We start from the raw sequence: 23,077 nt of genomic DNA, 5'->3' as shown, positions 1-23,077 counted from the left end.
TGGCGGGCCGTTCTACAGGTTACGTGGGGCTCCCCGGTGCGATCACACCGGGGTGCCCCTAGGTGTTCACTAGCTCTTTTCCGACGCCTTGACCGGCGGACCGGCCGGCCGCGAGGCCGCCCGTCGCGGACGACGGCGAGTGGTGGCGGGACCGGCCGGGGCCGGAACGTCCACCTCGGACTCGGAAACCTCTGGTGTCACAACGTTCTCAGGAGTCACCGGAACCTCGGGAGCTTCGGGCTCAGGGCCCGATTCCCCGACGACGGCGATCTCTTCGTCCCGCGCGGCCGGGGCCTCGTCGTCCGGAGTCGTCACCGGTTCACCGGCGAGTTCGGTCGCGGGCGGCTCGACGACCGGCTCCGAAACCGGCTCAGCTGCCGCCTCGGCCGCCTGTTCGACGGTCGCCTCGGCAACGGGCTCCGAAGCTTCCTTCACCGTCTCAGCGGGCTGCTCCGCCGCCTGCGGGGCGTGGCCGTTGAGCGCGGCGCCCTCGGTGTTCTCGGTGACCTCGTGCGGGTGCTCGCCCTTGGCCGCCTTGGCGGCGTTGGCCACGGCCTGGACCGCCGAAACCACCGACTCACGCTGGCCGGAGGCCTGCGGAGCCTCGGTCTTGGCCGCCGCGGGCTCGTTCTGCCCCTGGTCCTCGCCCTTGCCGCGACCGCGGGACCGGCGGGAGCCCTGCTCCTTGCCACCGCCACCGCCACTGCTGCTGCCGCCACTGCCGCCGTGGCTGTGACCGTTGCCACCGCCGGCGGTGCGCTGCGGCTCGGTCGAGACGACCACGCCGCGGCCCTTGCAGTGCTCACACGGCGTCGAGAACGCCTCGAGCAGGCCGGTGCCGATCTTCTTGCGGGTCATCTGCACCAGGCCGAGCGAGGTGACCTCGGCGACCTGGTGGCGGGTGCGGTCGCGGCCGAGGCATTCGGTCAGGCGGCGCAGCACCAGCTCACGGTTCGATTCGAGCACCATGTCGATGAAGTCGATGACGATGATGCCGCCGATGTCCCGGAGCCGGAGCTGGCGGACGATCTCCTCCGCCGACTCCAGGTTGTTCCTGGTCACCGTCTCCTCGAGGTTTCCACCCGATCCGGTGAACTTGCCGGTGTTGACGTCGATGACCGTCATCGCCTCGGTGCGGTCGATGACCAGGTAGCCACCCGAGGGCAGCCAGACCTTGCGGTCCAGCGCCTTGGTGATCTGCTCGTCGATCCGGTGGTCGGCGAAGGCCGAACCGGTGCCCGTGTACCGCTTGACCCGGTCGGCCAGATCCGGCGCCACGTGCTGCACGTAGTCGTAGATGGTGTTCCAGGCCTTGTCGCCCTGGATCTCCAGCTTGGCGAAGTCCTCGGTGAACAGGTCACGCACGACCTTGACCAGCAGGTCCGGCTCTTCGTAGAGCATGACCGGGGCGCTGTTCTTCTTGCCGCCGTTGCCGGCTTCGGCCTTCTCCTTGATGACGTCCCACTGTGCCTTGAGGCGGCGGACGTCACGGTCCAGCTCCTCCTCGGCGATGCCCTCGGAAGCGGTGCGGATGATCACACCGGCGTCCTCGGGGACGATGCGCTTGAGGATGTCCTTCAGGCGGCGGCGCTCGTTCTCCGGGAGCTTCCGGGAGATGCCGGTGGCACCGCCCGCGGGCACGTAGACCAGGAAGCGGCCCGGCAGCGAGATCTGCGTGGTCAGCCGGGCGCCCTTGTGCCCGACCGGGTCCTTGGTGACCTGGACCAGCACGGAGTCGCCGCTGGAGAGCGCCTGCTCGATCTTGCGGGCCTTGCCCTCGAGACCGGCGGAGTCCCAGTCGACCTCACCGGCGTAGAGCACGGCGTTGCGGCCGCGGCCGATGTCGATGAAGGCGGCCTCCATCGACGGCAGCACGTTCTGCACGCGGCCGAGGTACACGTTCCCGACGATCGAGCCGGTGCCCGACGAGGTCACGAAGTGCTCGCACAGGACACCGTCCTCGAGCACGCCGATCTGCGTGGACTCGCCCTTCTCGGCGACGACCATGGTGCGCTCGACCGACTCGCGGCGGGCGAGGAACTCGGCCTCGGACAGGATCGGCGCGCGACGCCGGCCCGCCTCGCGGCCGTCCCGGCGGCGCTGGCGCTTGGCCTCGAGCCGGGTGGAGCCGCGCACGCTGCGGACCTCGTCCCTGGCGGGACGCTCGGTCTCGGCGGCGGCCTTGGCCTGGCGCACGTGGACGACCGTGTTGGGCGGGTCGTCGCTGGTGGCCTCGGTGGCGTCGTCGTCCCCGCCCTTGCGACGGCGACGGCGACGGCGGCGCTTGCTGCCGTTGTCGGAATCGGCGTCGTTGTCCGAATCGGAGTCGGCGGACGCCTCTTCGGCGTTCTCGGCCGCGGCCTCTTCGGCCTCGGCGGCCTTCTCCTTGTCCTTCGCACGCTGCTGACGACCGCGCGGGGCTTCGGGCTGCTCGTCCTCGTTCTCGTTCTCGGACTCGGCCGAGTTCTCGTCCCCGCCCTTGCCGCGGCCACGGCCACGACGTCCGCGACGACGGCGGCGACGGCCGTTGGCGTCGTCACCGTCCTCGTCGGTGCCGTGGCCCTCGGCCTGGTCGTTCTGCGTCTCGTCCTCGTCGGAAGCCGTCTCTTCGGTGAAGGCCGGCTCCGGCTTGCGGACGGGCTTCGCCGAGACGGGCTCCGGCGGCAGGAACACCGGCGACGGCGCGGCGAACACCGGGACGTGCACGGCGGCCTTCGATCGCCGGGTCGTCGTCTGCGGCGGCTCCGGGGTCACCGGGGCGGCCAGCGCGGGCGGAACACGCCGCGAAGGGGCCTCCACCTGCGGAGCGGGCTCCGGCTCGGCCTCGGGCTTCGCCTCGGGTTCGGGAGCCGCCGGGGTCTCGGCGACGGGTGCCTCGACCGCAGGAGCCTCCGCAGCGGGGGCCGCCTCGGGCTCGTCTCCGCCGGCAAGGGCTTCGGCGAGCTTGAAGGCCACATCGCGAGTGACGCTGGACTGCGCGCTCCGGACGGTCTCGCCGAGCTCACCGAGCTTGGCCATCAGTTCACGGCTGTTGGATCCCAGCAGCTTCGCCAGCGCGTGCACCCGGATCCGGGGAGGCAGTTCGCCCAGCTGGGCTGCGATGGGTGTGGCGGTATTCCCGCCGGTGACGGCGGGTGTGTCCGCGTTCGACATATATCTCCTCCGCCCCCGGGCGCGTCGGCTGGCTCACACCGGCTCGACGCGGCCGCGCAGGGGCCCCTTTCTGTTCGTTCCGCCGTGGTGGTCACCAGCAGCGGGAATCCTTGCCCGGCACCGCGACGGCGCGCCGGGGTTGTCCGGGCGCCGCATACGGCTGAAGGTCTACTCGGCGGAGCGCTGGCCACGTTCGCGACATCGGGCCGCCCGCCACGTCGTCGAGCCGCATACAAGCGGCGACGCGTGTGGAGGATGTGCAGCACACCACCGGGCCACGAGACCGCGAGCGCCACCTCTCACGTGTGCCCGTCGGCCAGCGGCCATCGTGAGTATCCCACACCCCGGCCCCACTCCGGTGTACTCGGTGCCACAGACCCGGCTCCCGGGCGCGCCGCGACCACCGGCCGAGCGAACTTCGCGGGAGAGCTTGTCGACCCGGCCGAGGGTGGCTACCGTGCCGCTCGGGGGTACCGACGTCCAGGCAGGCCCAGGTCGCGGCGACCCCCGTTGTCCGATGTTCTCCGGTGGGAGGTCCGGTGTCCCTGCTGGGGCGGCCCCTGCGAGCGGCCGCGTGCGCCTTCTTGGTGCTCTGCGGCTCGGTCGCCGCTGTCGCGACGGCCGAGGCGGAGCCATCGTGTCATCCCCAGGGACGTGCGCTGCGTTACGTCATCGCCTTCGACCGCGGCACCTCCGAGGCCGAGGCCAGGGCGGCCGTCACCGGCGGCTGCGGCAGCACGACGATCTACTACCCGCAGATCGCGGTGGCCGTGGCGACCTCGGCCGACAAGGACTTCGCCGAGCTGGTCCGGCCGGCCGCCGCGTTCAGCGCGCAGGCGGAACGGCTGGCCGTGCAGCGGGCCAACGGCACGTCACCGGCCAGATCGGCGCCCGCGCGCGCCGAACTCGAACCGACGGATCCGGCGAAGGTGCCTTCCGCGGACCGCACCGGCGAGCAATGGGACATGCGCGCGATCGGCGCCGACAGGGCCCGTGAGCGGGAGCCCGGCAGCCGGGACGTCGTCGTCGGCGTCCTCGACTCCGGCGTCGACCCCACCCACCCCGAACTGGCGAGCGCCCTCGATCCCGGCAAGTCCGCGGGCTGCCTGACCGGCGCGCCCGACCGGAACTGGGCCGCGACGACGTCGGTGCACGGCACCCACGTCGCGGGGATCATCGCCGCCGCCGACGACGGCAAAGGTGTCACCGGGGTGGCGCCCGGCGTGCGGATCGCCTCGGTGAAGGTGATCGACGATCGCGGGTACGCCGACCCGGAGGCCGCCGTCTGCGGGCTGATGTGGGCAGCCTCACAGGGCATGGCCGTGACGAACAGCAGCTACTTCGTCGATCCGTGGTCGCTCTCGTGTGCCCACGACGATCAACGGGGCGTGGTGAACGAGGTCATGGCCCGCGCCGTCGAGTACGCGACCTCGGCGGGCACGCTCACCGTCGCGGCGGCGACCAACGAAGCCGTCGCGCTGGTGCCCTCGCCGCCCTCGGGTGCGCGGACCCAGAGCGAAGGCTGCCAGGCGCTGCCCGCCGGCCTCCGTGACGTCGTCACGGTGTCGTCGGTGAGCGAAGAGCGGGTCAAGGCCGGTTACAGCTCGTACGGGCTGGGCGTGATCGATGTGACCGCTCCCGGCGGCGAGGCCGGGCGGTGCGTGCTTTCGACCGTTCCCGGCGGGTACGCGCCGCTCTGCGGGACGTCGATGGCGGCACCGCACGTCGCCGGTGTCGCGGCGTTGCTCGCTTCGGAACACCCCGGTCACAGCGCCCGCCAGCTGAGGCGGACGCTGAACGGCCAGGCCACCCCGATCGCGTGTCCCGCCGACTACGACCTGACCGGTGACGGCTCTCAGGACGCGTACTGCACCGGGTACGCGGGGTTCAACGGCTTCTACGGGCACGGCATGGTCGACGCGCTGGCCGCCGTGGCGCCGCGGCGATCCAGCTCGAACCCGGCCCGCTGAGCAGCAGGGCCGCTGTGACTGCTGTGCCTATGGGGCGCACGTGGCGATCACCCAGTCCGTGAAGGCCTCCTTGAGGGCCCCAGAGTCCCTCAAGGAGGCCTTCACGGAACTGGGCGTACCCGCGGCAGGTCCGTACGGGTCAGCGCAGCAGGAGCTTGCCGAACCGCTTCGAAGACGCGTAGATCCCGACGGCCGCCAGCGCCAGCAGATACGCCACGTTCCCCGCCATACCCCACGACAGGACGCCGACCGAGAGGCCGCGCATCAGCTCGATCCCGTGGTACAGCGGGAAGATCTGCACGATCCACTGGATTCCCGCGGGGTAGACCGAAAGCGGGTAGAACGTGGTGGAGAACAGGAACAGCGGCATCAGCACGAGGTTGATGTAGTCGAACTGCGAGACCGACCGCAGGAAGGTCACCAGCACGATGCCGATGGCCGAGAACGCCATCGCGATCAGCAGTGCCGCCGGGATCATCAGCAGGGCCCACCACGACCCGGGCAGCCCCATCACGGTCATCACGCCGAGGAAGGTCGCCGAGTAGATCCCGCCGCGCAGCACCGACCAGCCGACCTCGCCGAGCGCGATGTCCAGCGGCCCGATCGGGGTGGCGAGCATGGCGTCGTACAGCTTGGCGTACTTCAGCTTGAAGAACAGGTTGTACGTCGAGTCGAGGATCGCGCCGTTCATCGCCGACGCCGCGAGCAGGCCGGGCGCGACGAAGGCGACGTAGCTCATCGCCTGCCCGCCGGGCCCGACGACCTCGCCGACGAGTTTGCCGAAGCCCAGCTGGAAGGCCATCAGGTAGAACAGCGGCTCGAAGACGCCGGACACGAACAGCATCCAGGCGTGCGAATACGTCAGGAAGGTGCGCTCAAGCACCGCCGTCGACCGGCCGCTGTACAGCGCGGACGGCAGGACACGCAGCAGCACCCCACGCCGCGGGGCTTCGGTGAGCACTGCCATTTCAGACCACCAGCCGTCGGTAGAAGTACTTGTGCGCCAACGCCCAGCCCGCCCCGGCCAGCACCACCAGGAAGGCGAGGTGGCCCAGGGTGGCGAGCGGGCCGACGGTGCCGAGGCTGACCGCCCTCGCCGCTTCGTTGCCGTGCCACAGCGGGGAGATCCAGGCGATCCACATCAGCGGATCCGGCAGCTGCGAGATCGGGAAGAACGTGCCGGAGAACAACGTCATCGGGATCAGGACGAACCGGAACACCAGGCCGAACCGGGTGCCCTCGTCGTAGGTGGTCGCGGCCAGCGCCATCACCGGGGTGCCGCACGCGATCCCGGTGAGCGTCCCGATCAGGATGACGGCGAGAACGCCGAATCCGGTCCAGGATCCGAAGAGCGCCGCGATGACGGCGTAGATCGTGCCCGCCAGGGTCAGCCGCAGGCTCACCCACATGATCTGGCTGCCGAGCACCTGCCCCGGGGTGATCGGGGTGGCGGTGACGGCCAGGTAGTCCTTTTGCCACTTGAACCCCGACAGCACGGGATAGCTCGACTCCCCCACCGCCAGTTGCGCCGCGCCGGCGACGAGCAGCGCCGGGGCGACGTACTCGAGGTACGAGAACCCGCTCGTCGCCGCGCCCGCCTGCACCTGGGAGCCGAATCCGAGCCCCATCGCGGCCAGGAACAGCACCGGCTGGAGACCCGTCGAATACAAGGTGGACACCCAGTACCGGCGGTACCACATCCAATGGCCCTCGACCCGCAACCAGGCTCCCGCCCAGCGCGAGACCACACGACCCGTCGACGCCTTCGTCTGTGCTGTCGTCATCAGTCGACCAGCGTCCGGCCGGTGAGGCGGAGGAAGACGTCCTCCAGCGAACTGCGGCGGACCAGACTCGACAGGGGACGCAGCCCGCGTGCGTGCGCCTGTTCGAGAGTGGCCTCACCGGTCATCGTGTAGAGCAGGACTCGGTCCGGCAGCACCTCGACGCGTTCGGCGAGGCCCTCGATCTGCTTCGCGGCCGCCTCCTGCTCGCCGTTGGGGAAGCGCAGCTCCACGACCTCGCGGGTGGAATACCGGCTGATCAGATCCGCTGGCGAACCTTCGGCGGCGATCCGGCCGTTGTCCATCACGACCAGCCTGTCGCAGAGCTGCTCCGCCTCGTCCATGTAGTGCGTGGTGATGATCAGCGTGGTCCCGCCTGCCTTGAGCCGGAACAGTCTGTCCCACAACAGGTGGCGGGCCTGCGGGTCCAGCCCCGTCGTCGGTTCGTCGAGCAGGAGCAGTTCCGGGTCGTTGACCAGTGAGCGGGCGATGGTCAGCCGCCGTTTCATCCCGCCGGAGAGCGAATCGACCTCCGCGTTCGCCCGGTCGGTGAGCTGGGCGAACTCCATCAGCTCCTCGGCCTTGCTCCGCACGTGTGACCGGGAGAGCCCGAAGTAGCGGCCGTAGATCTGCAGGTTCTGCCGGACGGTGAGCTCGGTGTCCAGGTTGTCCTGCTGCGGCACGACCCCGAGCCGGGCACGGATCTTCGGCCCCTCGACGTCCGGATCCATGCCGAGGACCCGCAGGTCGCCGTCGCTGCGCGGGGAGACGCTCGCGATCATCCGCATGGTGGAGGACTTGCCCGCGCCGTTGGGCCCGAGGAAGCCGAACGCCTCCCCCGGCCGGACCTCGACATCGATCCCGCGTACGGCCTCGAAATCGCCGAAACGCTTGACCAACGCCTTCGCCTGCACCATCGCCGGTTCGTGCTCTGAGTCGCCCACGGTTGGCACCCTAGGACCTGCCACCGACAAAATTCGACCGGTTTACCGGCACCCTTGTTGGACGGCCCCGGCTCGTCGATACTCACCGACCATGAGGCTCAAGACCGGAACCGCCCTGTTGTCCGTTTTTGTCAGCGCCGGGCTCCTGGTGGCGCCCGCCGCTCAGGCCGCCGAGACCGCTGCGCCCACCGAGACCACGGCGACCACTGTGGACGGTCGGACCGTCGACCCGCGGCCCTCCACCGCCAAGCTGGCCTTCGAACTGCACAAGCTGGCCGTGCTCAGCCACGGGAAGATCCGGGTGGACAGGATCGGCCGCAGCAACGAGGGCCGTCCGGTGTGGGCGGCCAGGGTCGGCCACGGCAAGACCCGGATCCAGTACGTCACCCAGCAGCACGGCGACGAGCCGCTCGGCACGCCCGCCGCGCTCGAGTTCCTGCGCAAGGTCGGCGTCGGGCACAGCGCGTGGCAGCAGAAACTGCTCGCGAAGGTGACCGTCGACATCATCGTGCGCGCCAACCCGGACGGCCACGAGCGCGACTGGCGCTACAACTACGACCCGACGGCCACTCCCGAATACGGTGAGAAGGGCAAGGGTTACGACATCAACCGCTATCACGACCCGGCCGTCGCGCCCGAGGACAACCCGGCCACCGAGGCGGGCCTGATCCAGCGGCGGAACGCGTCGTTCAAGCCGGACATCATGGTCGACTACCACATGCAGGGCCGGTACCGGGACGCCGACGGCAAGGAGATCACCGCTTCGACGATGTGGCCGACGCATCCGGGCGTGAAACCGTCCGATGTGGACTTCGCGAAGCAGATCGCGGTCGTGGTGCAGCGGTCGATCGACGGCAACGGCGGCTACGTCTCGCAGTACCCCGGCGGTGACTACCAGGGCATCGCGCGCAACGGGTACGGGCTGCTCGGCAACGGCAGCGTGCTGATCGAACTGAGCCTCATCCCGGAGCGGGAGCAGCAGCAGATCCAGGACGCGCTGGCCTCGATGCTCGCGATCGCGCGGACCGCGGCCGACGGTTCGGTGCGGAAGGTGGACCCGGCCGCCGCCGAGGCGATCCCCCCGCGGGGTCCGGCGCTGCCGGGTACGGTCGAAGAGGAGCACGAAGCCGCCTGACGCGTGCAATGAACGGTCCGTTCCTTGCAAATTTTGCAAGGAACGGACCGTTCATAGCGTTAGCGGACGGTGACCGACAAACTCCGCGTCACCCCGTTGACGGTGACCGAAAGGCTCGCCACCCCAGCCCGCAGCGCGGTCAGGACCCCGGTCGCTGGATCGAACGACGCGACATCCCACGGCATCGCGGGCACGAACCCGCCGGCGACATGCGTGCCCCAGCCGCCCTTCCAGTCCGCGCTGACCGGGTACGAAACCGGCACCTGACGCGCTCCCTGCGTCACCACCGCCCGCACGTCCGCCTTCTCCCCGCGTGCCAGCGACGAGGGCCCGGACAGCGTCAGCGCGTCGACGTTCGGCCGCGTTTCGAACCGCACCGGCTGCGCCTTGTCGCCCGGCTCGAACCGGACCATCGTCCAGCCGACGAAGCCGCCGTCACCGGGAGCCGCCGCGGGCGACTTCCCGGAGTTGCCGTTCACCAGATACGGCACGCCGTCGACACGCGAAAGGGAGAAAACGCCCGCGTGCGAGGCGATCGCGGCCGTCTGCTTCCCGGACTCGCGTTCGAAGGCGGTCAGCCAGCCGGTCAGCATGGCGGCTTCCTTGCGGTCGGCCAGTTGCGAGTTCCCGGCCGGGCTCGGGTCCTTGACCGGATGGTGCATCGCGACGACCACGCCGCGGATCCGCCTGTCCGTCTTCGCACTGTCCAGCGCCTCGCGCAGCATCCGGACCTGGTCGAATCCGCCCGCGCGCAGCGAACCGCGCGAGGAATCCATCAGTACCAGTCGGATGCCCGCGACGTCGGCGACGCGGTGGGTCTCCCCGAACGCCGCCCGGAACTCCGCGAGCCCGTGCCCGCCGTCGGCCTCGTGGTTGCCGGGAACGTAGTACCAGGGTGCCTTGCCGACCAGTTCCTCGTCGATGATCGACTTCGCCAGCACGAAATCGGCGGCCGTGCCGCGGTCGACGAAGTCGCCGTTGATCAGCACGAGATCGGGTTTCGCCGCCACCGCCTCGCGCAGCGCGCGCCGGGCCTGGGCGACCAGCGGGCCATCAGGCTGGTCCGCGGTGAACTGCGCGTCGCTGACCACGGCGATCCGCAGGCCACCGGTCGCGGCGCCGTCGATGATCAGCGCCGGGTCACGCGGCGCCGGGTCGGCCGGGACGGCGGCCGCGGGCGCGACCTCGAAGGTGAGGTCGTCGAACACCAAACGTCCCTCGTACTGCTGGTCCGGGACGTTTTCGACGGCGTAGAACTTCGTCAGCCGCTGCCCGTCGGGAAGCCCGGCCGGGATCGCCGCGCGGACGTAGCGCCAGCCCGTCCAGTCGACGCTCAGCGAAAGGTCCACGACGGACGGGACGTTGGCGGCGTCGCGGAGTTCCGCCCGCAGCCAGGCGCCCTTCGCGTCGCCGTTGACCCACAAGCCGACCCGCTGGGTGCCGGGCGGCAACGCGACCGGTGACGCAGAGTTGACGTACGCGGCGCGCGTGGCGTTGGTCCCGTTCAGCCGGTAGTCCAGTGCGAGACCGCGTCCGCCGTCACGCCCGGGTGCCTCGGAAAGCGCGGCGCCGACGACGGCGGGGAAGACGCTGGCGGTCCAGCCCGCCGGGCCGTCCAACGACGCCGCCACCCGGGATTCCGTGCCGACGGACGCCGCCAGATGCGTCACCTTCCCGCCGGCGGTGGCGGTGATCGCCGAAGCACCCGAGGCCTTCAGCGCGGTGACCGCGAACCCGTCGCCGGACGGTTCGATCCGCACCACCGCGGGGTCGTAGTCGAGTTTGACGTCGTCGGGCTCGATCCACGTGCCGTAGCCGTCGGCGTCGTAGCCGAACACCTTGAAGGTGCTCTTCGCGCCTTCGCCGGACAACGCGACCTGCTCGGTGCTCGTGCCCAAGCGGACCGGTGAGCCGAGGACGTTCAGCGTCGCCTTGCCCATGACGCCGCCGCGCTTGGCGTAGACGTCGACGTTCGCGGGCGCGTCCGGGCGGAGCCTGTCTGCGTGCGCGGTGAACACGCCACCGGTCACGGTGCCGCGGACAGGATTCGTACTGAGCCACTGGACCTTGCCGTCGACGGCGGCGCCGGTCTCGTCGTGGCCTCCGGCGGCGAGTTTCCGCGTCAGCCCGGAGAGCACACGCGTCGCGTCGGCGGTGTCCTGCGCGGGACGGGGCGAGAAACCGGTCAGGCGCCCGCTTCCCGGTACGGTGGCGACGCCGATGCCGTTGGGCACCAGGCGTTCCCCGCCGTCCGACGGCGCATTGCGCACCAGCGGCGACTTCTCGCCCTCCTCGCGGGCGAGCATGGTCGACGAGCCGCCACCGTCGAGGTTGATCGCGTCGTCCGCGCCGAGCGACTTCAGGTGGCGGGCGAGTTCCAGTTCGGTCATGCCGCGGCTGTCCGCCTGACGGCCGTCGACCGTGGCCAGCCACATCTTCGTGCCGTCGGCGGAGAACCCGACCGCGGTCCGGGGGTGCATGGCGACGTTGTCGACCGGCTGGATCGCGCCGTCCCGCACCAGGACCTTGTTTCCGCCGATCGACACGGACAGCTTGCCCGCGTCGCTCTTCGGCGCGTACGCGACGCCCACCCTGTCGCCGGTCTTCAAGCCGGACAACGTGTCCACGCCGCCGTCACGGGCCAGCAGGATCGTCGCGCCTGCCGCGATCGGACCGTCCGCGGGCTGCGGACGCACCTGCGTGACGACGCCGTCGGAAACCTCGATTTCGACGACACGCTGGGCTCCGGCGACTGAAGTCCGTCGCGAAGACGCGCCCCACAGCGGGGTGTAGACGCCGATCGCGTCACCGCTCAGCACAGGGCTGTTGAAGTTCGACGCGGGCACGACCCGGCCGTCGGGCAGGGTGACCGACGCGTCGAGGAACACCTCCGCGAGCCGTGCCTTGCCTTCTTCGGTGATCGACGCGGTCAGGTTGTGACCGCGCGCGGGCGCCGTCTGGAGTTTCCCGGCGTCGATGCCGACGCCGATCGGCGCGCCACTGGCGTTGATGTCGAAGAAGTCCCCGTTGACCCCGGCGACCGCGCTCGCCCTGGACACCTGCTGCGAAAGCGGTGTCCGCGCGGAAACCGTGCCAGGGCTGAGATACGTCGGCTTGAGCGTCTTGCTGGTGAGGTCGACGGCGAGGGTGTCGCCGCGGATCCAGCCCGCCGGGTCGTAGCGGTCGAACTCGGTCAGGCTCAGGCCCGGCGCCACGCGCGAAGTCGCGCTGGTGGTGACGAGACCGTCGTCGGGCGCGGCCACGGCGTACGCGGACGGCCCCTCCTTCGCCGAGGAGCCCGCGGGGGCGGCTTCGATGGGCGCGGGGCCGAGTGGCGCGGCCAGAGGATCGGCGTGCGCCGGTGCGGCGACGAACAATCCGGGCAGCAGGGCAGCGAGCAGCAACAGGCGTGATCTTCTCACGAAATACCCCACGATCGAGTGACAGGCAGCTCCGCTCAGCACAGCGGACGCGAGCCGCCAGGAGAAGACCCGGAGGTGAACGTGAACCGAACGGCGTAGGGCGCCGAAGGTCAGGGCGTGAAAGGCCCGGCGAGGAACGTCTCCGCCGCCGCGACGTCACCGGTGCTCCGAAGGCCCGACTCGGCGAGCCCGACCCGTTGCCACAGCAGCAAGTCCAGCCCTTCCGCGGGCCCTTCGACGACGGCTTCCGCGGTCTCGGCGGGATCGGCCGTTCGCGAACCGGGGACGTCGTTTTCGCCCGGTGGTGTGATCAACCAGGCGTGTCCGGTGTCGGATGTCTTCAGCAGCAACGGAACGGTGACCACGGGCGGGGTGTGCCAGCGCTTCACCTTCGGCAGCATGCCGAGGAGGACCTCGTCCACGCCGTCTGCGGCGATGGACGGGTCGAGGGTGTACTCGGTCCCCGCCGCGCGGTGCGCGTCGAGCAGATGCACCGCGGTCTCGTGGACCTGGCGGCGGAACCAGAAGGCCTTGGTCTTGGCGGCGGCGGTGAAGTTCCAGGCGCCGTCCTGCGGGGAAGCCGCACGCAACGCCTCGATGAGGTCATCCGCGCATTCGCCGTACCAGGCGGCGAGATCCGCGCCCGGTTCGGCTTCGAAGATCTGCTGCGAGGGGTCGCCGGTGCGCACGACGCCCGCCGCCCAGCGGTGCACGTTGCCGAGGTGGACGACCAGGTCACGCAGGCGCCAGTCGCCGCAGCACGGCACGGGCGCGGCGTGGTCGCCGGTGCGTACCACCCGCGCGAAACCGGTGGTGAGTTCCCGCAGCCGTTCCAGGTACTCGTCCGGTGTCATCGAAGCTCCCCCGATCCGTGGACGGCGCGGCGATCCCGCGCCGCCCACGAGTGTGTCAGACCTCGGGGAACCAGAGCTTGAGCTCGCGCTCGGCCGACTCCGGGGAGTCCGATCCGTGCACCAGGTTGTACTGGGTCTCCAGCGCGAAGTCGCCGCGCAGGGTGCCGGGGGTGGCCTTCTCGACCGGGTCGGTGCCGCCGGCGAGCTGACGGAAGGCGGCGATGGCGCGCGGGCCCTCGACGGCGATCGCGACCAGCGGGCCCGAGGTGATGAACTCGAGGAGGTCGCCGAAGAACGGGCGCTCCTTGTGCTCGGCGTAGTGCTCCTCGGCGACCGAGCGCTCGACGGTGCGCAGTTCGAGGGCGGCGAGCTTCAGGCCCTTGCGCTCGATGCGCGAGATGACCTCGCCGACGAGGCCGCGCGCGACGCCATCGGGCTTGACGAGGACCAGCGTGCGTTCAGTCACGGCGGTATTTCTCCTTGGGTGGGTTTCGTGCTATTCGCCCGGAGCCTACTGGGTGCTTCGCCGCTCACTTCACGTCGGACCAGGGAATGGCCTCGATACGCTCCTGGTGCTCCTCGCCCCACTCCCCCAGCGCCGCCATCGCCGTGTTGAGGGAATCCCCGAACGCGGTCAGCGAGTACTCCACCTTCGGCGGGACCTGGTGGTACACCTCGCGATGCAGCAGTCCGGTGGTCTCCATCTCCCGCAGTTGCAGGATCAGCACCCGTTCGCTGATGCCGGGCACCGCGCGCCGCAGCTCCCCGAAGCGCAGTGGCCCGTCCTGGAGCGCGAACAGGATGAGCCCTTTCCATTTGCCGCCCACGACGGCGATCGCGGCGTCGAGGCCGCAGGTGAACGTCCGGTTCTTGGTCATCATCACTTACCTTTTTGTCAGTACCCGGCAAAATAGTAGGTACTTGATCGAATGTACGCGACCGTCCAGCATGAAGTCATCCCGAAGACTTCCTTTGACTGGAGCGAAAAATGCCGAAGACGCCGGTGACCGTCCTGGGCCTCGGTTCGATGGGCTCGGCCTTGGCGAGCGCGTTCCTCACAGCCGGGCATCCGACCACCGTGTGGAACAGGACGGCCGCGAAGGCCGATCCCCTTGTCGCGTTGGGAGCGCGGCGGGCCACGACGGCCGAAGAGGCTGTGCGGGCAAGTCCATTGGTCATCGCCTGCCTGACGACCTATGAGGACACTCGCGCGGCCTTGGGAGCCCTTTCCTTGGCCGGACATGCTTTGGTCACCTTGAACAGCGGCTCACCGGCGGAAGCGCGCCGGATGGCCGAGTGGGCGACGAGCCGGGGTGCGCGGTACCTCGACGGCGCGATCAAGAACGTGCCATCGGCCGTGGGCGCGCCGGACACACTGCTGTATTACGGCGGCGACAAGACCGTTTTCGACGAACACCGGGAAACGTTGCGGGTACTGGGCGGCGACACCGTCCACCTCGGCGAAGAGACGGACCTCGCGGCGCTGTACGAAACAGCCGTCGGCGGCACCCTGCTGCCCGCGCTGATCGGGTTCTTCCAGGGCGCCGCCGCGCTGCGGTCGCGCGGCCTCGAAGCCGAGACGCTCCTGCCGTACGCCACCAAGTGGTTCGAGATGATCATCTCGGTACTTCCGATGTACGCCAAGGAAATCGACAGCGGCGACTACTCGGATCCCGCCGCCTCGGTGGACATCTTCCACGCCGGCGCCGCCGCCGACCTCGGACTGGCCGAGGAAGGCGTCGACGTCGGATGGCAGCTGCCGATGCACGACCTCGTGCGGCGCGGCGCCGAGGCCGGGCACGGCGACCGCAGCATCGCGGTCCTGACGGAACTGCTCAGCGTTGGGGCTGCAGGGTCTTCGACCACAGAGAAGCGCCAGTAGCGTCCCTCAGGTCGACAGTGAGCGCACCGCTCCGTCCGTCGATGTTCACCTCGCCGAAGTGCTGGAACCCATCGGCGGGTGAGGTGTTCGCGGCGGGCGGGGCGTGCACGAACACCGCTTCCGGCCCGAAGGTCGGGTCGAGCGTGTTCGGGCCGAACGCGCCGGCGTTGAGCGGGCCGGAGACGAACTCCCAGAACGGGTCGAAATCGGTGAAGGAAGCGCGATCCGGCGAGTAGTGGTGCGCGGCGGTGTAGTGCACGTCGGCGGTCAGCCAGACGACGTTGCGCACCCGGCGCCGCGAGATCTCCCGCAGCACCCAGGCGAGTTCCGTCTCGCGGCCGCCGGGCGCGCCGGGCAGGCCGTTGGCGACGCCCTCGATGGCCTTGCCGTCCGGCACGGTGAGGCCGATCGGGAGGTCGGCCTGGATGATCTTCCACGTGGCGGTGCTGCGGTCGAGCGCGTCGACGAGCCAGCGCGCCTGGCGGTCGCCGAGGATCCGGCCCGGTTTGGTCTGGTCGGCGGTGTTGGCGTCCTTGTAGGTCCGCATGTCCAGCACGAAGACCTCGGCGCGCGAACCGTGCCGGAAGTTGCGGTACACGCGGCCGTCGACGGCCTGGCGCCGGTCGATCGGATGCCATTCGTGGAACGCCTGGAACGCCCGCGCGGCGAGCACGTCGACCCGCTTCTCGGTGTATTCGGGACGGTCGTTGAGGATCTCACCCGGGTACCAGTTGTTCACGACTTCGTGATCGTCCCACTGGACATAGGCCGGCACGTTGGCGGTGAACCGCTTGAGGTTGTCGTCGAGGAGGTTGTAGGCGAACTGGCCGCGGTACTCGTCGAGCGTTTCGGCGACCTTCGACTTCTCCGGGGTGACGATGTTGCGCCACACGCGCCCGCCGGGCAGCGCGACCGTCTCGGTGAGCGGCCCGTCGGCGTAGACCGTGTCTCCACAGTGGAGGAACAGATCGGGACGGCGGTCGGCCATCGCGCGGTAGATCGTCATTCCGCCGCGTTCGGGGTTGATACCCCAGTTCTGCCCCGCGACGTCACCGGACCACACCAGGCGCACGTCGGACCGGCCGACCGGGGCGGTGGCGAACCGGCCGGTGACGGCCTCGCCGTACGTCCGGCCGTCGAGTGCTTCCGCGGTCACGCGGTAGTGGACCTCGGTCCCCGGCGGCAGGCCCGCGACACGGATCTTGCCGGTGCCGCCGGTCTCCGGGCTCATCACCGGCCCGCGCACGCGGCGCGCGTGCCGGAACGAGGGGTCCCTGGAGACCTCGACGATCAGCCGCGCGGGCCGGTCGGCGCGCGACCAGACGATGCCGGAACCGGTGGTGACGTCGCCGGACTGGACACCGTGGGTGAGCACCGGACGGTCGCCGCGGATCAGCGGGACGGCGTTCGCGGTCGCGGTTCCGGGGAGGAGCAGGCCGCCCGCGACGGCTCCGGCGCCGGTGAGACCGGCTTTGAGCAGCGTGCGGCGGTTGTGGTGGGAAGCGGTCATGGCGCGGTTCTATCCCGCGGCGACGGCCGGTGGGCCAACGGCGGTTGACCTGGTGATGAACGAACGGACGGTAGCCGGCTCAACCGTTCGGCCGATGCTTCCCGGCGCTCGCCGCCGGTAGCGTCGATCACCGGGGACGATCGATCCGGATGGGGGAACGATGCGAAGATTCCAGCGTGGTCTCGTGCTGCTCACCGCGGCCTTGGCGACGTCGAGCCTGGTGACAGGGGTTTCGTCGGCGGACGAGCTGGGCCGCACGAGGGCGGTGATCGCGTACACCGAGTACGGGATCCCGCACATCGCCGCGAAGGACTTCGACGGGCTCGGCTACGGCTACGGGTTCGCCGCGGCCAAGGACAACATCTGCGAACTCGCGAACACCTATCTGACGGTCTCCGCGCGGCGGTCCGCGCACCTCGGGCCGGGTGGCCAGGGCAATCCGGCGATGAGCGAGGCGAAGAACAACCTCGACAGCGACCTGCACTTCCAGCGGATCAACGATTCCGGCGTGATCGAACGGCTGCTCGCGCGGCCCGCGCCGCACGGCCCGCGGACGGAGGTCCGGGAACTCGCCGCCGGATACGTCGCGGGGTACAACGAGTACCTGAAGCGGACCGGTGTCCGGCGGATCACCGATCCGGTGTGCAGCGGCGCGGACTGGGTCCGGCCGATCAGCGAACTGGACTTCTACCGGCACCTGTACGCCATCTCCTCGGTGGGCGGGCAAGGCGTGCTCGCGGCCGACCTGGTCCGCACCCAGCCTCCGTCCACAAAGGACTTCCCGGCCGCGGGACCGGAATCGGCACCGAAGATCGCCGACGGACTCCGCAAGGCCATGGGCTCGGGTGAGCTCGGCAGCAACGGCATCGCCATCGGCGGCGACGGGACGAAATCCGGCGGCGGCCTGCTGCTCGGGAATCCGCACTATCCGTGGCAAGGCGGACGCCGGTTCTGGCAGTCGCAGCTGACCATCCCCGGCCGGTTCGACGTCGCCGGCGGGAGCCTGCTGGGGCTCCCGCTGCCGCAAATCGGCCACAACGCCGACGTCGCATGGACGCATACGGTGTCGACAGCCGTCACGTTCGGCCTCTTCGAGGTACCGCTGACCCCCGGCGACCCGACGACGTATCTCGTCGACGGGAAACCGGAGAAGATGACCGCGCACGAGGTGAAGGTCGAGGTCCGGGAGCCCAACGGCGAGCGCAGGCAGGTCGGCCGCACCTTCTACGGAACGCGTTACGGCCAGGTGATCGGGTCGGCGTTCGGCGTGCCGACGCCATGGACGACGACGTCCGCACATGCGTTGCGAGACGGAAACGCGGGCAATCTGCGCGCACTGAACACCTGGTTCGAACTGAGCGGATCGCGCAGCACCAAGGACGTCGCCGCGGCACTCGCGCACACCCAAGGTGTCCCGTGGGTCAACACCGTCGCCGCCGACCGGGCGGGCAACGCGTTGTACAGCGACATCCAGGTCGTCCCGCACGTCACCGACGATCGGGCGGTGAACTGCGGCACCCCGCTGGGCCGCGCGCTCTTCCCCGGCACCGGACTGTCCATCTTGGATGGTGCGAAGTCCTCGTGCGACTGGGGTTCCGACCCGGACTCCCTGGAGCCGGGCCTGTTCGCACCATCCCGGCTGCCACTGCAGCAGCGACGCGACTACGAACTCAACGCCAACGACAGCGCCTGGCTCTCCAACGCCCGCGCGCCGATCGCGCCACTCCCCCGGATCGTCGGCACGACCGGGACCCAGCGGTCGGACCGGACGAGGGAAGCGCTGATCTCCACCGAAGAAGGCTTGACGGGCAAGGGTTTCACGCCGTCGTCGATGAAAGACATGCTGTACCGCGATCGAAGCCGCACCGCCGAACTCGCGGCCGCCGACACGGCGAAAATGTGCGCGGCCTTCCCGGAAGGACAGGCTCCGTCCACGTCAGGGCCGGTGCCCGTCGGCAACGCCTGCGCGACACTTTCGGCCTGGGACCGCACCTTCCGGCTCGACAGCCGCGGCGCGCTCTTCTTCGAGCGATTCAGAAACCGGCTCAACGGACTCCGGAACATCTGGCAGGTCCCGTTCGACCCGAACCAGCCGGTCACGACGCCGCATTCGCTCGCGATCGGGAATCCCGACGTGCAAAAGGCTTTCGGTGACACACTCGCCGACTTCCGCGCCAACGGGCTCCCCGTCGACGGCAGACTCGGCGACAACCAGGCGGTGACCCGCGCCGGGCAGCGGATCCCGATCCACGGCGGGCCGGGCGGCCTCGGCGTGCTCAACGTGATCACGTCGCTGTGGGATCCGGCCAAGGGCAACCACGAGGTCGTGCACGGATCCAGTTACGTGCAGGTGGTCGGATTCAGCGGCAAAGCCTGCCCGGACGTCTCGACGATCATGACGTACTCACAGTCGGCCGACGTCACCTCGCCGCATTTCACCGACCAGACGCGGTTGTACTCGCAGGGCGGCTGGGTGCGGGGACGGTTCTGCGCCGCGGATATCGCGAGGTCACCGGAACTGCGGGTGGTACGACTACGATAAGCGCTCCCAATGTCATGAAAGGGTCGTTCAGGACATCTTTTGTCCTGAACGACCCTTTCATGACATCCGCGAAACGCTACTGCGGTTGCTGCTGCTGACTCGGGAGTGTCCCGGCCGCCATCCGCCGCGCCACGTCCTTCCGCAGCCACAACAGCCACAGCCAGATTCCGAGGAAGACCACTCCGAGGATCGCCACGGCGGGCAGTGCGACGAAGAAAGCGATCAGCGCGACCTGCAACACCAGCACCGCGGGCACCGCCCAAGGCTTCTTCAGGAAGCCGCATAGCACGATCAGCGCGACCGCGATCACGATCACCGACCAGCCGGTCAGCGAGCCGACGCCGCCGCCGAGTTTCGCCACCACCGGCAGCGCGAGCGCGACGGTGATGCCCTCCATGATCAGGGAACCGGCCATCACGCCGCGGAAGGACTTCATCGGGTCCTTGGCGGGCGGTTTCGGGGTCTCGTCGGTCACGCCGGCTCCTTACCGAACAGGGTCCTGGCCTCGCCCGCGGTGACGACCGAGCCGGTGACCAGCACGCCGCCGCCCGCCAGGGGCTCCTCGGGGTCGTCGCTCTGCTCGACGAGGCCGATGGCGGTCTCGATCGCGGCGTCCAGGCTCGACTCGGCCACGACGCGGTCTTCGCCGAAGATCGAGATGGCGATGTCGTTGAGTTCGTCGAGCGGCATCGCGCGCGGGGACGAGTTCTTGGTGACGACGATCTCGGAGACGACCGGTTCGAGGGCGTCGAGGATGCCGCGGGCGTCCTTCTCGGCCATCACGCCGACCACCGCGACGAGGCGGCGGAAGGCGAACTCCTCGGCGACGGTGGTGGCGAGCGCCTTGGCGCCGTGGGGGTTGTGGGCGGCGTCGAGCAGCACGGTCGGTGCGGCGCGAACGCGCTCCAGCCTGCCGGGGGTCTCGACCTCGGCGAAGGCCTCTCGGACGGCTTCGACGACCAGTTGCCTGTCCTTGCCCGCGCCGAAGAACGCTTCGACGGCGGCCAGCGCGAGCGCGGCGTTGGCCGCCTGGTGCGCGCCGTGCAGGGGCAGGAAGATCTCGTCGTAGATCCCGCCGAGACCCTGCAGCTTCAGCATCTGCCCGCCGACGGCGATCTCGCGTTCCATCACGCCGAACTCGCTGCCCGCGCGGGCGACGCTGGCGTCGACCTCGATGGCGCGTTCCAGCAGGATCTTCAGCACTTCGGGGTCTTGATCGGCGATGACCGCGACGCTGCCGGGCTTGATGATCCCGGCCTTCTCCACCGCGGCTTTGGCCGGCGTGCCGCCGAAGTACTCGACGTGGTCGACGCCGATCGGCGTGATGACGGCGACCTCACCGTCCACGACGTTCGTGGCGTCCCAGGAGCCACCGAGGCCGGTTTCGACGACCGCGGCTTCGACGGGGGCGTCGGCGAAGGCCGCGAACGCCATCCCGGTGAGCACCTCGAACTTGCTCATCGGCACCGCGTCGGGTCCGCCCGCGTTGTCCACCATGGTCACGTACGGCGCGACATCGCGGTACAGGTCGACGTACGCGGCGGCGGAGATGGGGGCGCCGTCGAGCGCGATCCGTTCGGTGACCAGCTGCAGGTGGGGGCTCGTGTACCGGCCGACGCGCAGGCCCATGCGGGTCAGCAGCGCGTCGATCATCCGGGTGGTCGAGCCCTTGCCGTTGGTCCCGGCGACGTGCAGCACCGGATAGCCGCGGTGCGGTTCACCCATGAGGTTGACCAGGGCCGCGATCCGGGCGAGGGACGGCTCGATCTTGGTCTCGGGCCACCGCTGGTTCAGCTCGGCTTCGACGGCGAGCAGCTCGCGGCGCGCCTGCTGCCCGTTGGGGTCGGCCGGGGCGAACTCGTCGCCCTGGTCGTCCAGTTCGTGCAGTTCCACGTCCTCCGGGGCGACGAGGTCCGGCACGGGGCCGAGCGCGAGGTTGTCCCCCAGCTGCCCGATCCCGCCGATCCCGCCACCGGCACCGCCACCCGCCTGGTATGCGGCGTCGGGTGCGTCCAGATCCGGATCGGTGTCGTCGGACGGATCGTGGGCACGTGCCCCCAATTCGTCGACACCGGCGAAACTGTCCAGATCTGCCAGGTCCGGGGATTCCTTGAAGTCTTCGGAATCCCGGCCGTCACCTCGCGGCACGAACTCTCCTTTTAGCCTTACTCCCTGTCGGACCGAGTCTACGTGCGGCTTTTGCTGGCACTCTCGACGCATGGGGTTCAACCACAACGACCACTACCATCCGCTGCTGCTCGACCAGCTGCCTCCCGGTCCCGGCGTGGCGCTGGACGTGGGCTGCGGCGGCGGACGGTTCGCGCGGCGGCTCGCGGCGACCGGGATGCACGTCGAGGCGATCGACCGGTCCGCTTCGATGATCGACCTGGCCCGCGCCGCCGGCTCGCCGGGCCCCGGCACGATCTCGTACCGGCAGGCCGACGTCGTCACCGAGAAACTGCCGGAGGGCGCGTACGACTTCATCTCCTGCCTCGCGTCGCTCCACCATGTGCCGTTCGACACGGTCACGAGGCTGCGGGACGCGCTGGTCCCCGGCGGTGTCCTTGCCGTGCTCGGCCTCGGCAGACCCAGCACGTTCGCCGATTACGCGCGCGCCGCCGTGGCGTCGCCGGTCAACGCGCTGGCCAGGGTGATCGTGTACGCGGGCGACCGGCTCAACGGCGGGATCGATCCGCTGCCGACGGCGCCGGTCGACGAGACGTACCCGCCGATGAGCCGCGTCCGGCGCGACGCGGCCCGGCTGCTGCCGGGCAGCAAGGTGCGGAACCTGCTCTTCTACCGCTATCTCCTGGTCTACCGCAGGCCGGAAGATGATCACCCGATCTGACACCCCAAGCGGGTGAAACCGGTGCTCGTCCACCCGATCGGCGGCGCCGGGCAGGCCGGATCCGGTTCATTTTTGAGAGGCCATCCAGTCCGGAGATCGGGGTTCTCATGCGCTTAAGACGTGTCCTGTTCGCGGCCGTCTCGACCGTCGTCCTGCTGATCGCCTCCGCCACGGCGGCCACCGCCGCCGAGCGGTCCTACCGGAATTACGTCGCGCTGGGTGATTCCTACACCTCCGGACCGCTGATCCCGCTCCCCCGCCTCGACCCACTCTTCTGCGGCAAGTCGACGCAGAACTACCCGTCGATCCTCGCCACGGCGCTGCGGGTGCGCTCGTTCACCGACATCAGCTGCGGTGGCGCCGACACCACGAACATGACGCAGCGGCAGCGGGTGACCCTCGGCAGCAACCCGCCGCAGTTCAGCGCCCTGCGCGCGAACACCGACCTGGTCACCGTCGGTATCGGCGGCAACGACTACGGCGTCTTCGGCACGCTGGTCGGCATCTGCCCGTCGCTGCGCGCGAGCGATCCCACCGGGAGCCCGTGCCAGGACAGGTTCACCGTCGGCGGCATCGACACCATCAAGGCCAAGATCGCCGACACCGGCAAGAACGTCGAGAAGGTGCTGGCCGGCATCCACGCCCGCTCGCCGCGCGCCGACGTGCTCGTCGTCGGCTACCCGCGGATCGCGCCGGAATCCGGCTACTGCCCGAAGATCCTGCCCTTCGCCGAGGGCGACTACGCCTGGCTCAACGACGTCGAGAAGGCGTTGAACTCGGCGATCGAGAAGGCCGTCGCCGCCGACGGCAAGGCGACCTTCGTGGACACGTTCGGCCCGTCCGCCGGGCATGACGCCTGCGCGCCGAACGGTGCCGCGTGGATCAACGGGCAGCACACGAAACTGCTCGCCGCGGCGGCGTACCACCCGTACCGCACCGGGATGGCCGGGGTGGCCGGAGTGGTCCTCCGACACCTCCGCTGAACCACCGCACGTGCAATGAAAGGTCCTTTCCTTGCGAAATTTGCAAGGAAAGG

The 23,077-nt window shown here is 69.9% G+C and carries 17 protein-coding genes; 6 read left to right on the top strand and 11 right to left on the bottom strand.

Annotated elements, in window-relative coordinates; translation table 11 throughout:
- Nucleotides 1–69 precede the first annotated feature (69 nt).
- Complete coding sequence (locus DMH03_RS17590; RefSeq protein WP_125793116.1) at nt 70–3,153, bottom strand: translation initiation factor IF-2 N-terminal domain-containing protein; 3,084 nt, start codon at nt 3,151–3,153, stop codon at nt 70–72.
- 539 nt (nt 3,154–3,692) lie between these two features.
- On the opposite strand from DMH03_RS17590, the gene DMH03_RS17585 reads away from it, so the two are divergent.
- The gene (locus DMH03_RS17585) at nt 3,693–5,123 is read left to right on the top strand and encodes a S8 family serine peptidase (RefSeq protein WP_125793115.1); all 1,431 of its coding nucleotides are present in this window, start codon (nt 3,693–3,695) and stop codon (nt 5,121–5,123) included.
- Between the two features lie 139 nt (nt 5,124–5,262).
- On the opposite strand, the gene DMH03_RS17580 is transcribed toward DMH03_RS17585, so the two are convergent.
- From DMH03_RS17580 to DMH03_RS17570, 3 genes are read right to left on the bottom strand one after another with little or no spacing between them, the layout of a single operon-like run.
- A complete protein-coding gene (locus DMH03_RS17580; RefSeq protein ID WP_125785930.1) occupies nt 5,263–6,090 on the bottom strand; it encodes an ABC transporter permease in 828 nt (275 codons plus the stop codon).
- 1 nt (nt 6,091) lies between these two features.
- Nucleotides 6,092–6,907, bottom strand: a complete 816-nt coding sequence (locus DMH03_RS17575; protein ID WP_125793114.1) for an ABC transporter permease — start codon at nt 6,905–6,907, stop codon at nt 6,092–6,094.
- Nucleotides 6,907–7,821, bottom strand: a complete 915-nt coding sequence (locus DMH03_RS17570) for an ABC transporter ATP-binding protein (protein ID WP_125786048.1) — start codon at nt 7,819–7,821, stop codon at nt 6,907–6,909. Before DMH03_RS17570 ends, DMH03_RS17575 begins: the two co-directional genes overlap by 1 nt.
- A 118-nt stretch (nt 7,822–7,939) precedes the next feature.
- Here DMH03_RS17570 and DMH03_RS17565 point away from each other — a divergent pair, with 118 nt between their 5' ends.
- Complete coding sequence (locus DMH03_RS17565; RefSeq protein ID WP_125793113.1) at nt 7,940–8,983, top strand: M14 family zinc carboxypeptidase; 1,044 nt, start codon at nt 7,940–7,942, stop codon at nt 8,981–8,983.
- Nucleotides 8,984–9,042: 59 nt separating this feature from the next.
- On the opposite strand, the gene DMH03_RS17560 is transcribed toward DMH03_RS17565, so the two are convergent.
- From DMH03_RS17560 to DMH03_RS17545, 4 genes are all read right to left on the bottom strand, one after another.
- Nucleotides 9,043–12,387 carry a phosphodiester glycosidase family protein gene (locus tag DMH03_RS17560; protein ID WP_125793961.1) on the bottom strand — a complete coding sequence of 1,115 codons (3,345 nt, stop codon included), beginning with the start codon at nt 12,385–12,387 and terminating at the stop codon, nt 9,043–9,045.
- A 128-nt stretch (nt 12,388–12,515) separates the two neighbouring features.
- Nucleotides 12,516–13,259 carry a maleylpyruvate isomerase family mycothiol-dependent enzyme gene (locus DMH03_RS17555; RefSeq protein WP_125793112.1) on the bottom strand — a complete coding sequence of 248 codons (744 nt, stop codon included), beginning with the start codon at nt 13,257–13,259 and terminating at the stop codon, nt 12,516–12,518.
- 55 nt (nt 13,260–13,314) lie between these two features.
- Nucleotides 13,315–13,725, bottom strand: coding sequence for a nucleoside-diphosphate kinase (gene ndk / locus DMH03_RS17550; RefSeq protein WP_037310703.1), 411 nt, complete (start codon nt 13,723–13,725; stop codon nt 13,315–13,317).
- Between the two features lie 64 nt (nt 13,726–13,789).
- Nucleotides 13,790–14,137 carry a helix-turn-helix domain-containing protein gene (locus tag DMH03_RS17545; protein WP_125793960.1) on the bottom strand — a complete coding sequence of 116 codons (348 nt, stop codon included), beginning with the start codon at nt 14,135–14,137 and terminating at the stop codon, nt 13,790–13,792.
- A 110-nt stretch (nt 14,138–14,247) separates the two neighbouring features.
- Between DMH03_RS17545 and DMH03_RS17540 the strand changes: the two genes are divergently transcribed.
- A complete protein-coding gene (locus DMH03_RS17540; RefSeq protein WP_125793111.1) occupies nt 14,248–15,141 on the top strand; it encodes an NAD(P)-dependent oxidoreductase in 894 nt (297 codons plus the stop codon).
- Here DMH03_RS17540 and DMH03_RS17535 read toward each other — a convergent pair.
- On the bottom strand, nt 15,095–16,651 hold the full coding sequence (locus DMH03_RS17535; RefSeq protein ID WP_125793110.1) for an alkaline phosphatase: 1,557 nt from the start codon (nt 16,649–16,651) through the stop codon (nt 15,095–15,097). The genes DMH03_RS17540 and DMH03_RS17535 overlap by 47 nt on opposite strands.
- A gap of 160 nt (nt 16,652–16,811) precedes the next feature.
- On the opposite strand from DMH03_RS17535, the gene DMH03_RS17530 reads away from it, so the two are divergent.
- Nucleotides 16,812–19,193 (top strand): penicillin acylase family protein, encoded by a 2,382-nt coding sequence (locus DMH03_RS17530; protein WP_125793109.1) that lies wholly within the window; start codon nt 16,812–16,814, stop codon nt 19,191–19,193.
- A gap of 76 nt (nt 19,194–19,269) precedes the next feature.
- Here the strand turns inward: DMH03_RS17530 and DMH03_RS17525 are convergent, their stop codons facing one another.
- Nucleotides 19,270–19,668, bottom strand: a complete 399-nt coding sequence (locus DMH03_RS17525) for a DUF4233 domain-containing protein (protein WP_125793108.1) — start codon at nt 19,666–19,668, stop codon at nt 19,270–19,272.
- Nucleotides 19,665–21,341 carry a folylpolyglutamate synthase/dihydrofolate synthase family protein gene (locus tag DMH03_RS17520; RefSeq protein ID WP_125793107.1) on the bottom strand — a complete coding sequence of 559 codons (1,677 nt, stop codon included), beginning with the start codon at nt 21,339–21,341 and terminating at the stop codon, nt 19,665–19,667. The genes DMH03_RS17525 and DMH03_RS17520 overlap by 4 nt, the downstream gene beginning before the upstream one ends.
- Before the next feature lie 70 nt (nt 21,342–21,411).
- On the opposite strand from DMH03_RS17520, the gene DMH03_RS17515 reads away from it, so the two are divergent.
- Both DMH03_RS17515 and DMH03_RS17510 read left to right on the top strand, forming a co-directional pair.
- Nucleotides 21,412–22,041 carry a bifunctional 2-polyprenyl-6-hydroxyphenol methylase/3-demethylubiquinol 3-O-methyltransferase UbiG gene (locus tag DMH03_RS17515; RefSeq protein ID WP_125793106.1) on the top strand — a complete coding sequence of 210 codons (630 nt, stop codon included), beginning with the start codon at nt 21,412–21,414 and terminating at the stop codon, nt 22,039–22,041.
- Nucleotides 22,042–22,148: 107 nt separating this feature from the next.
- Entirely contained in the window at nt 22,149–23,024 is an 876-nt protein-coding gene (locus tag DMH03_RS17510) for an SGNH/GDSL hydrolase family protein (RefSeq protein WP_125793105.1), read from the top strand.
- Nucleotides 23,025–23,077 lie beyond the last annotated feature (53 nt).

Source organism: Amycolatopsis sp. WAC 01376 (assembly GCF_003947415.1).
In the GTDB taxonomy this organism is placed as follows: Bacteria; Actinomycetota; Actinomycetes; order Mycobacteriales; family Pseudonocardiaceae; genus Amycolatopsis.
The sequence above is the reverse complement of the archived record's forward strand: the minus strand, read 5'-3'. Positions and strand labels throughout refer to the sequence as shown.

Bases quoted from the DNA above. Each gene is read 5' to 3' on its own strand.
- DMH03_RS17590 (WP_125793116.1), bottom strand. From the start codon at position 3,153: ATGTCGAACGCGGACACACCCGCCGTCACCGGCGGGAATACCGCCACA.
- DMH03_RS17580 (WP_125785930.1), bottom strand. From the start codon at position 6,090: ATGGCAGTGCTCACCGAAGCCCCGCGGCGTGGGGTGCTGCTGCGTGTC.
- DMH03_RS17575 (WP_125793114.1), bottom strand. From the start codon at position 6,907: ATGACGACAGCACAGACGAAGGCGTCGACGGGTCGTGTGGTCTCGCGC.
- DMH03_RS17570 (WP_125786048.1), bottom strand. From the start codon at position 7,821: ATGGTGCAGGCGAAGGCGTTGGTCAAGCGTTTCGGCGATTTCGAGGCC.
- DMH03_RS17565 (WP_125793113.1), top strand. From the start codon at position 7,940: ATGAGGCTCAAGACCGGAACCGCCCTGTTGTCCGTTTTTGTCAGCGCC.
- DMH03_RS17555 (WP_125793112.1), bottom strand. From the start codon at position 13,259: ATGACACCGGACGAGTACCTGGAACGGCTGCGGGAACTCACCACCGGT.
- DMH03_RS17545 (WP_125793960.1), bottom strand. From the start codon at position 14,137: ATGACCAAGAACCGGACGTTCACCTGCGGCCTCGACGCCGCGATCGCC.
- DMH03_RS17540 (WP_125793111.1), top strand. From the start codon at position 14,248: ATGCCGAAGACGCCGGTGACCGTCCTGGGCCTCGGTTCGATGGGCTCG.
- DMH03_RS17535 (WP_125793110.1), bottom strand. From the start codon at position 16,651: ATGACCGCTTCCCACCACAACCGCCGCACGCTGCTCAAAGCCGGTCTC.
- DMH03_RS17530 (WP_125793109.1), top strand. From the start codon at position 16,812: ATGCGAAGATTCCAGCGTGGTCTCGTGCTGCTCACCGCGGCCTTGGCG.
- DMH03_RS17515 (WP_125793106.1), top strand. From the start codon at position 21,412: ATGGGGTTCAACCACAACGACCACTACCATCCGCTGCTGCTCGACCAG.
- DMH03_RS17510 (WP_125793105.1), top strand. From the start codon at position 22,149: ATGCGCTTAAGACGTGTCCTGTTCGCGGCCGTCTCGACCGTCGTCCTG.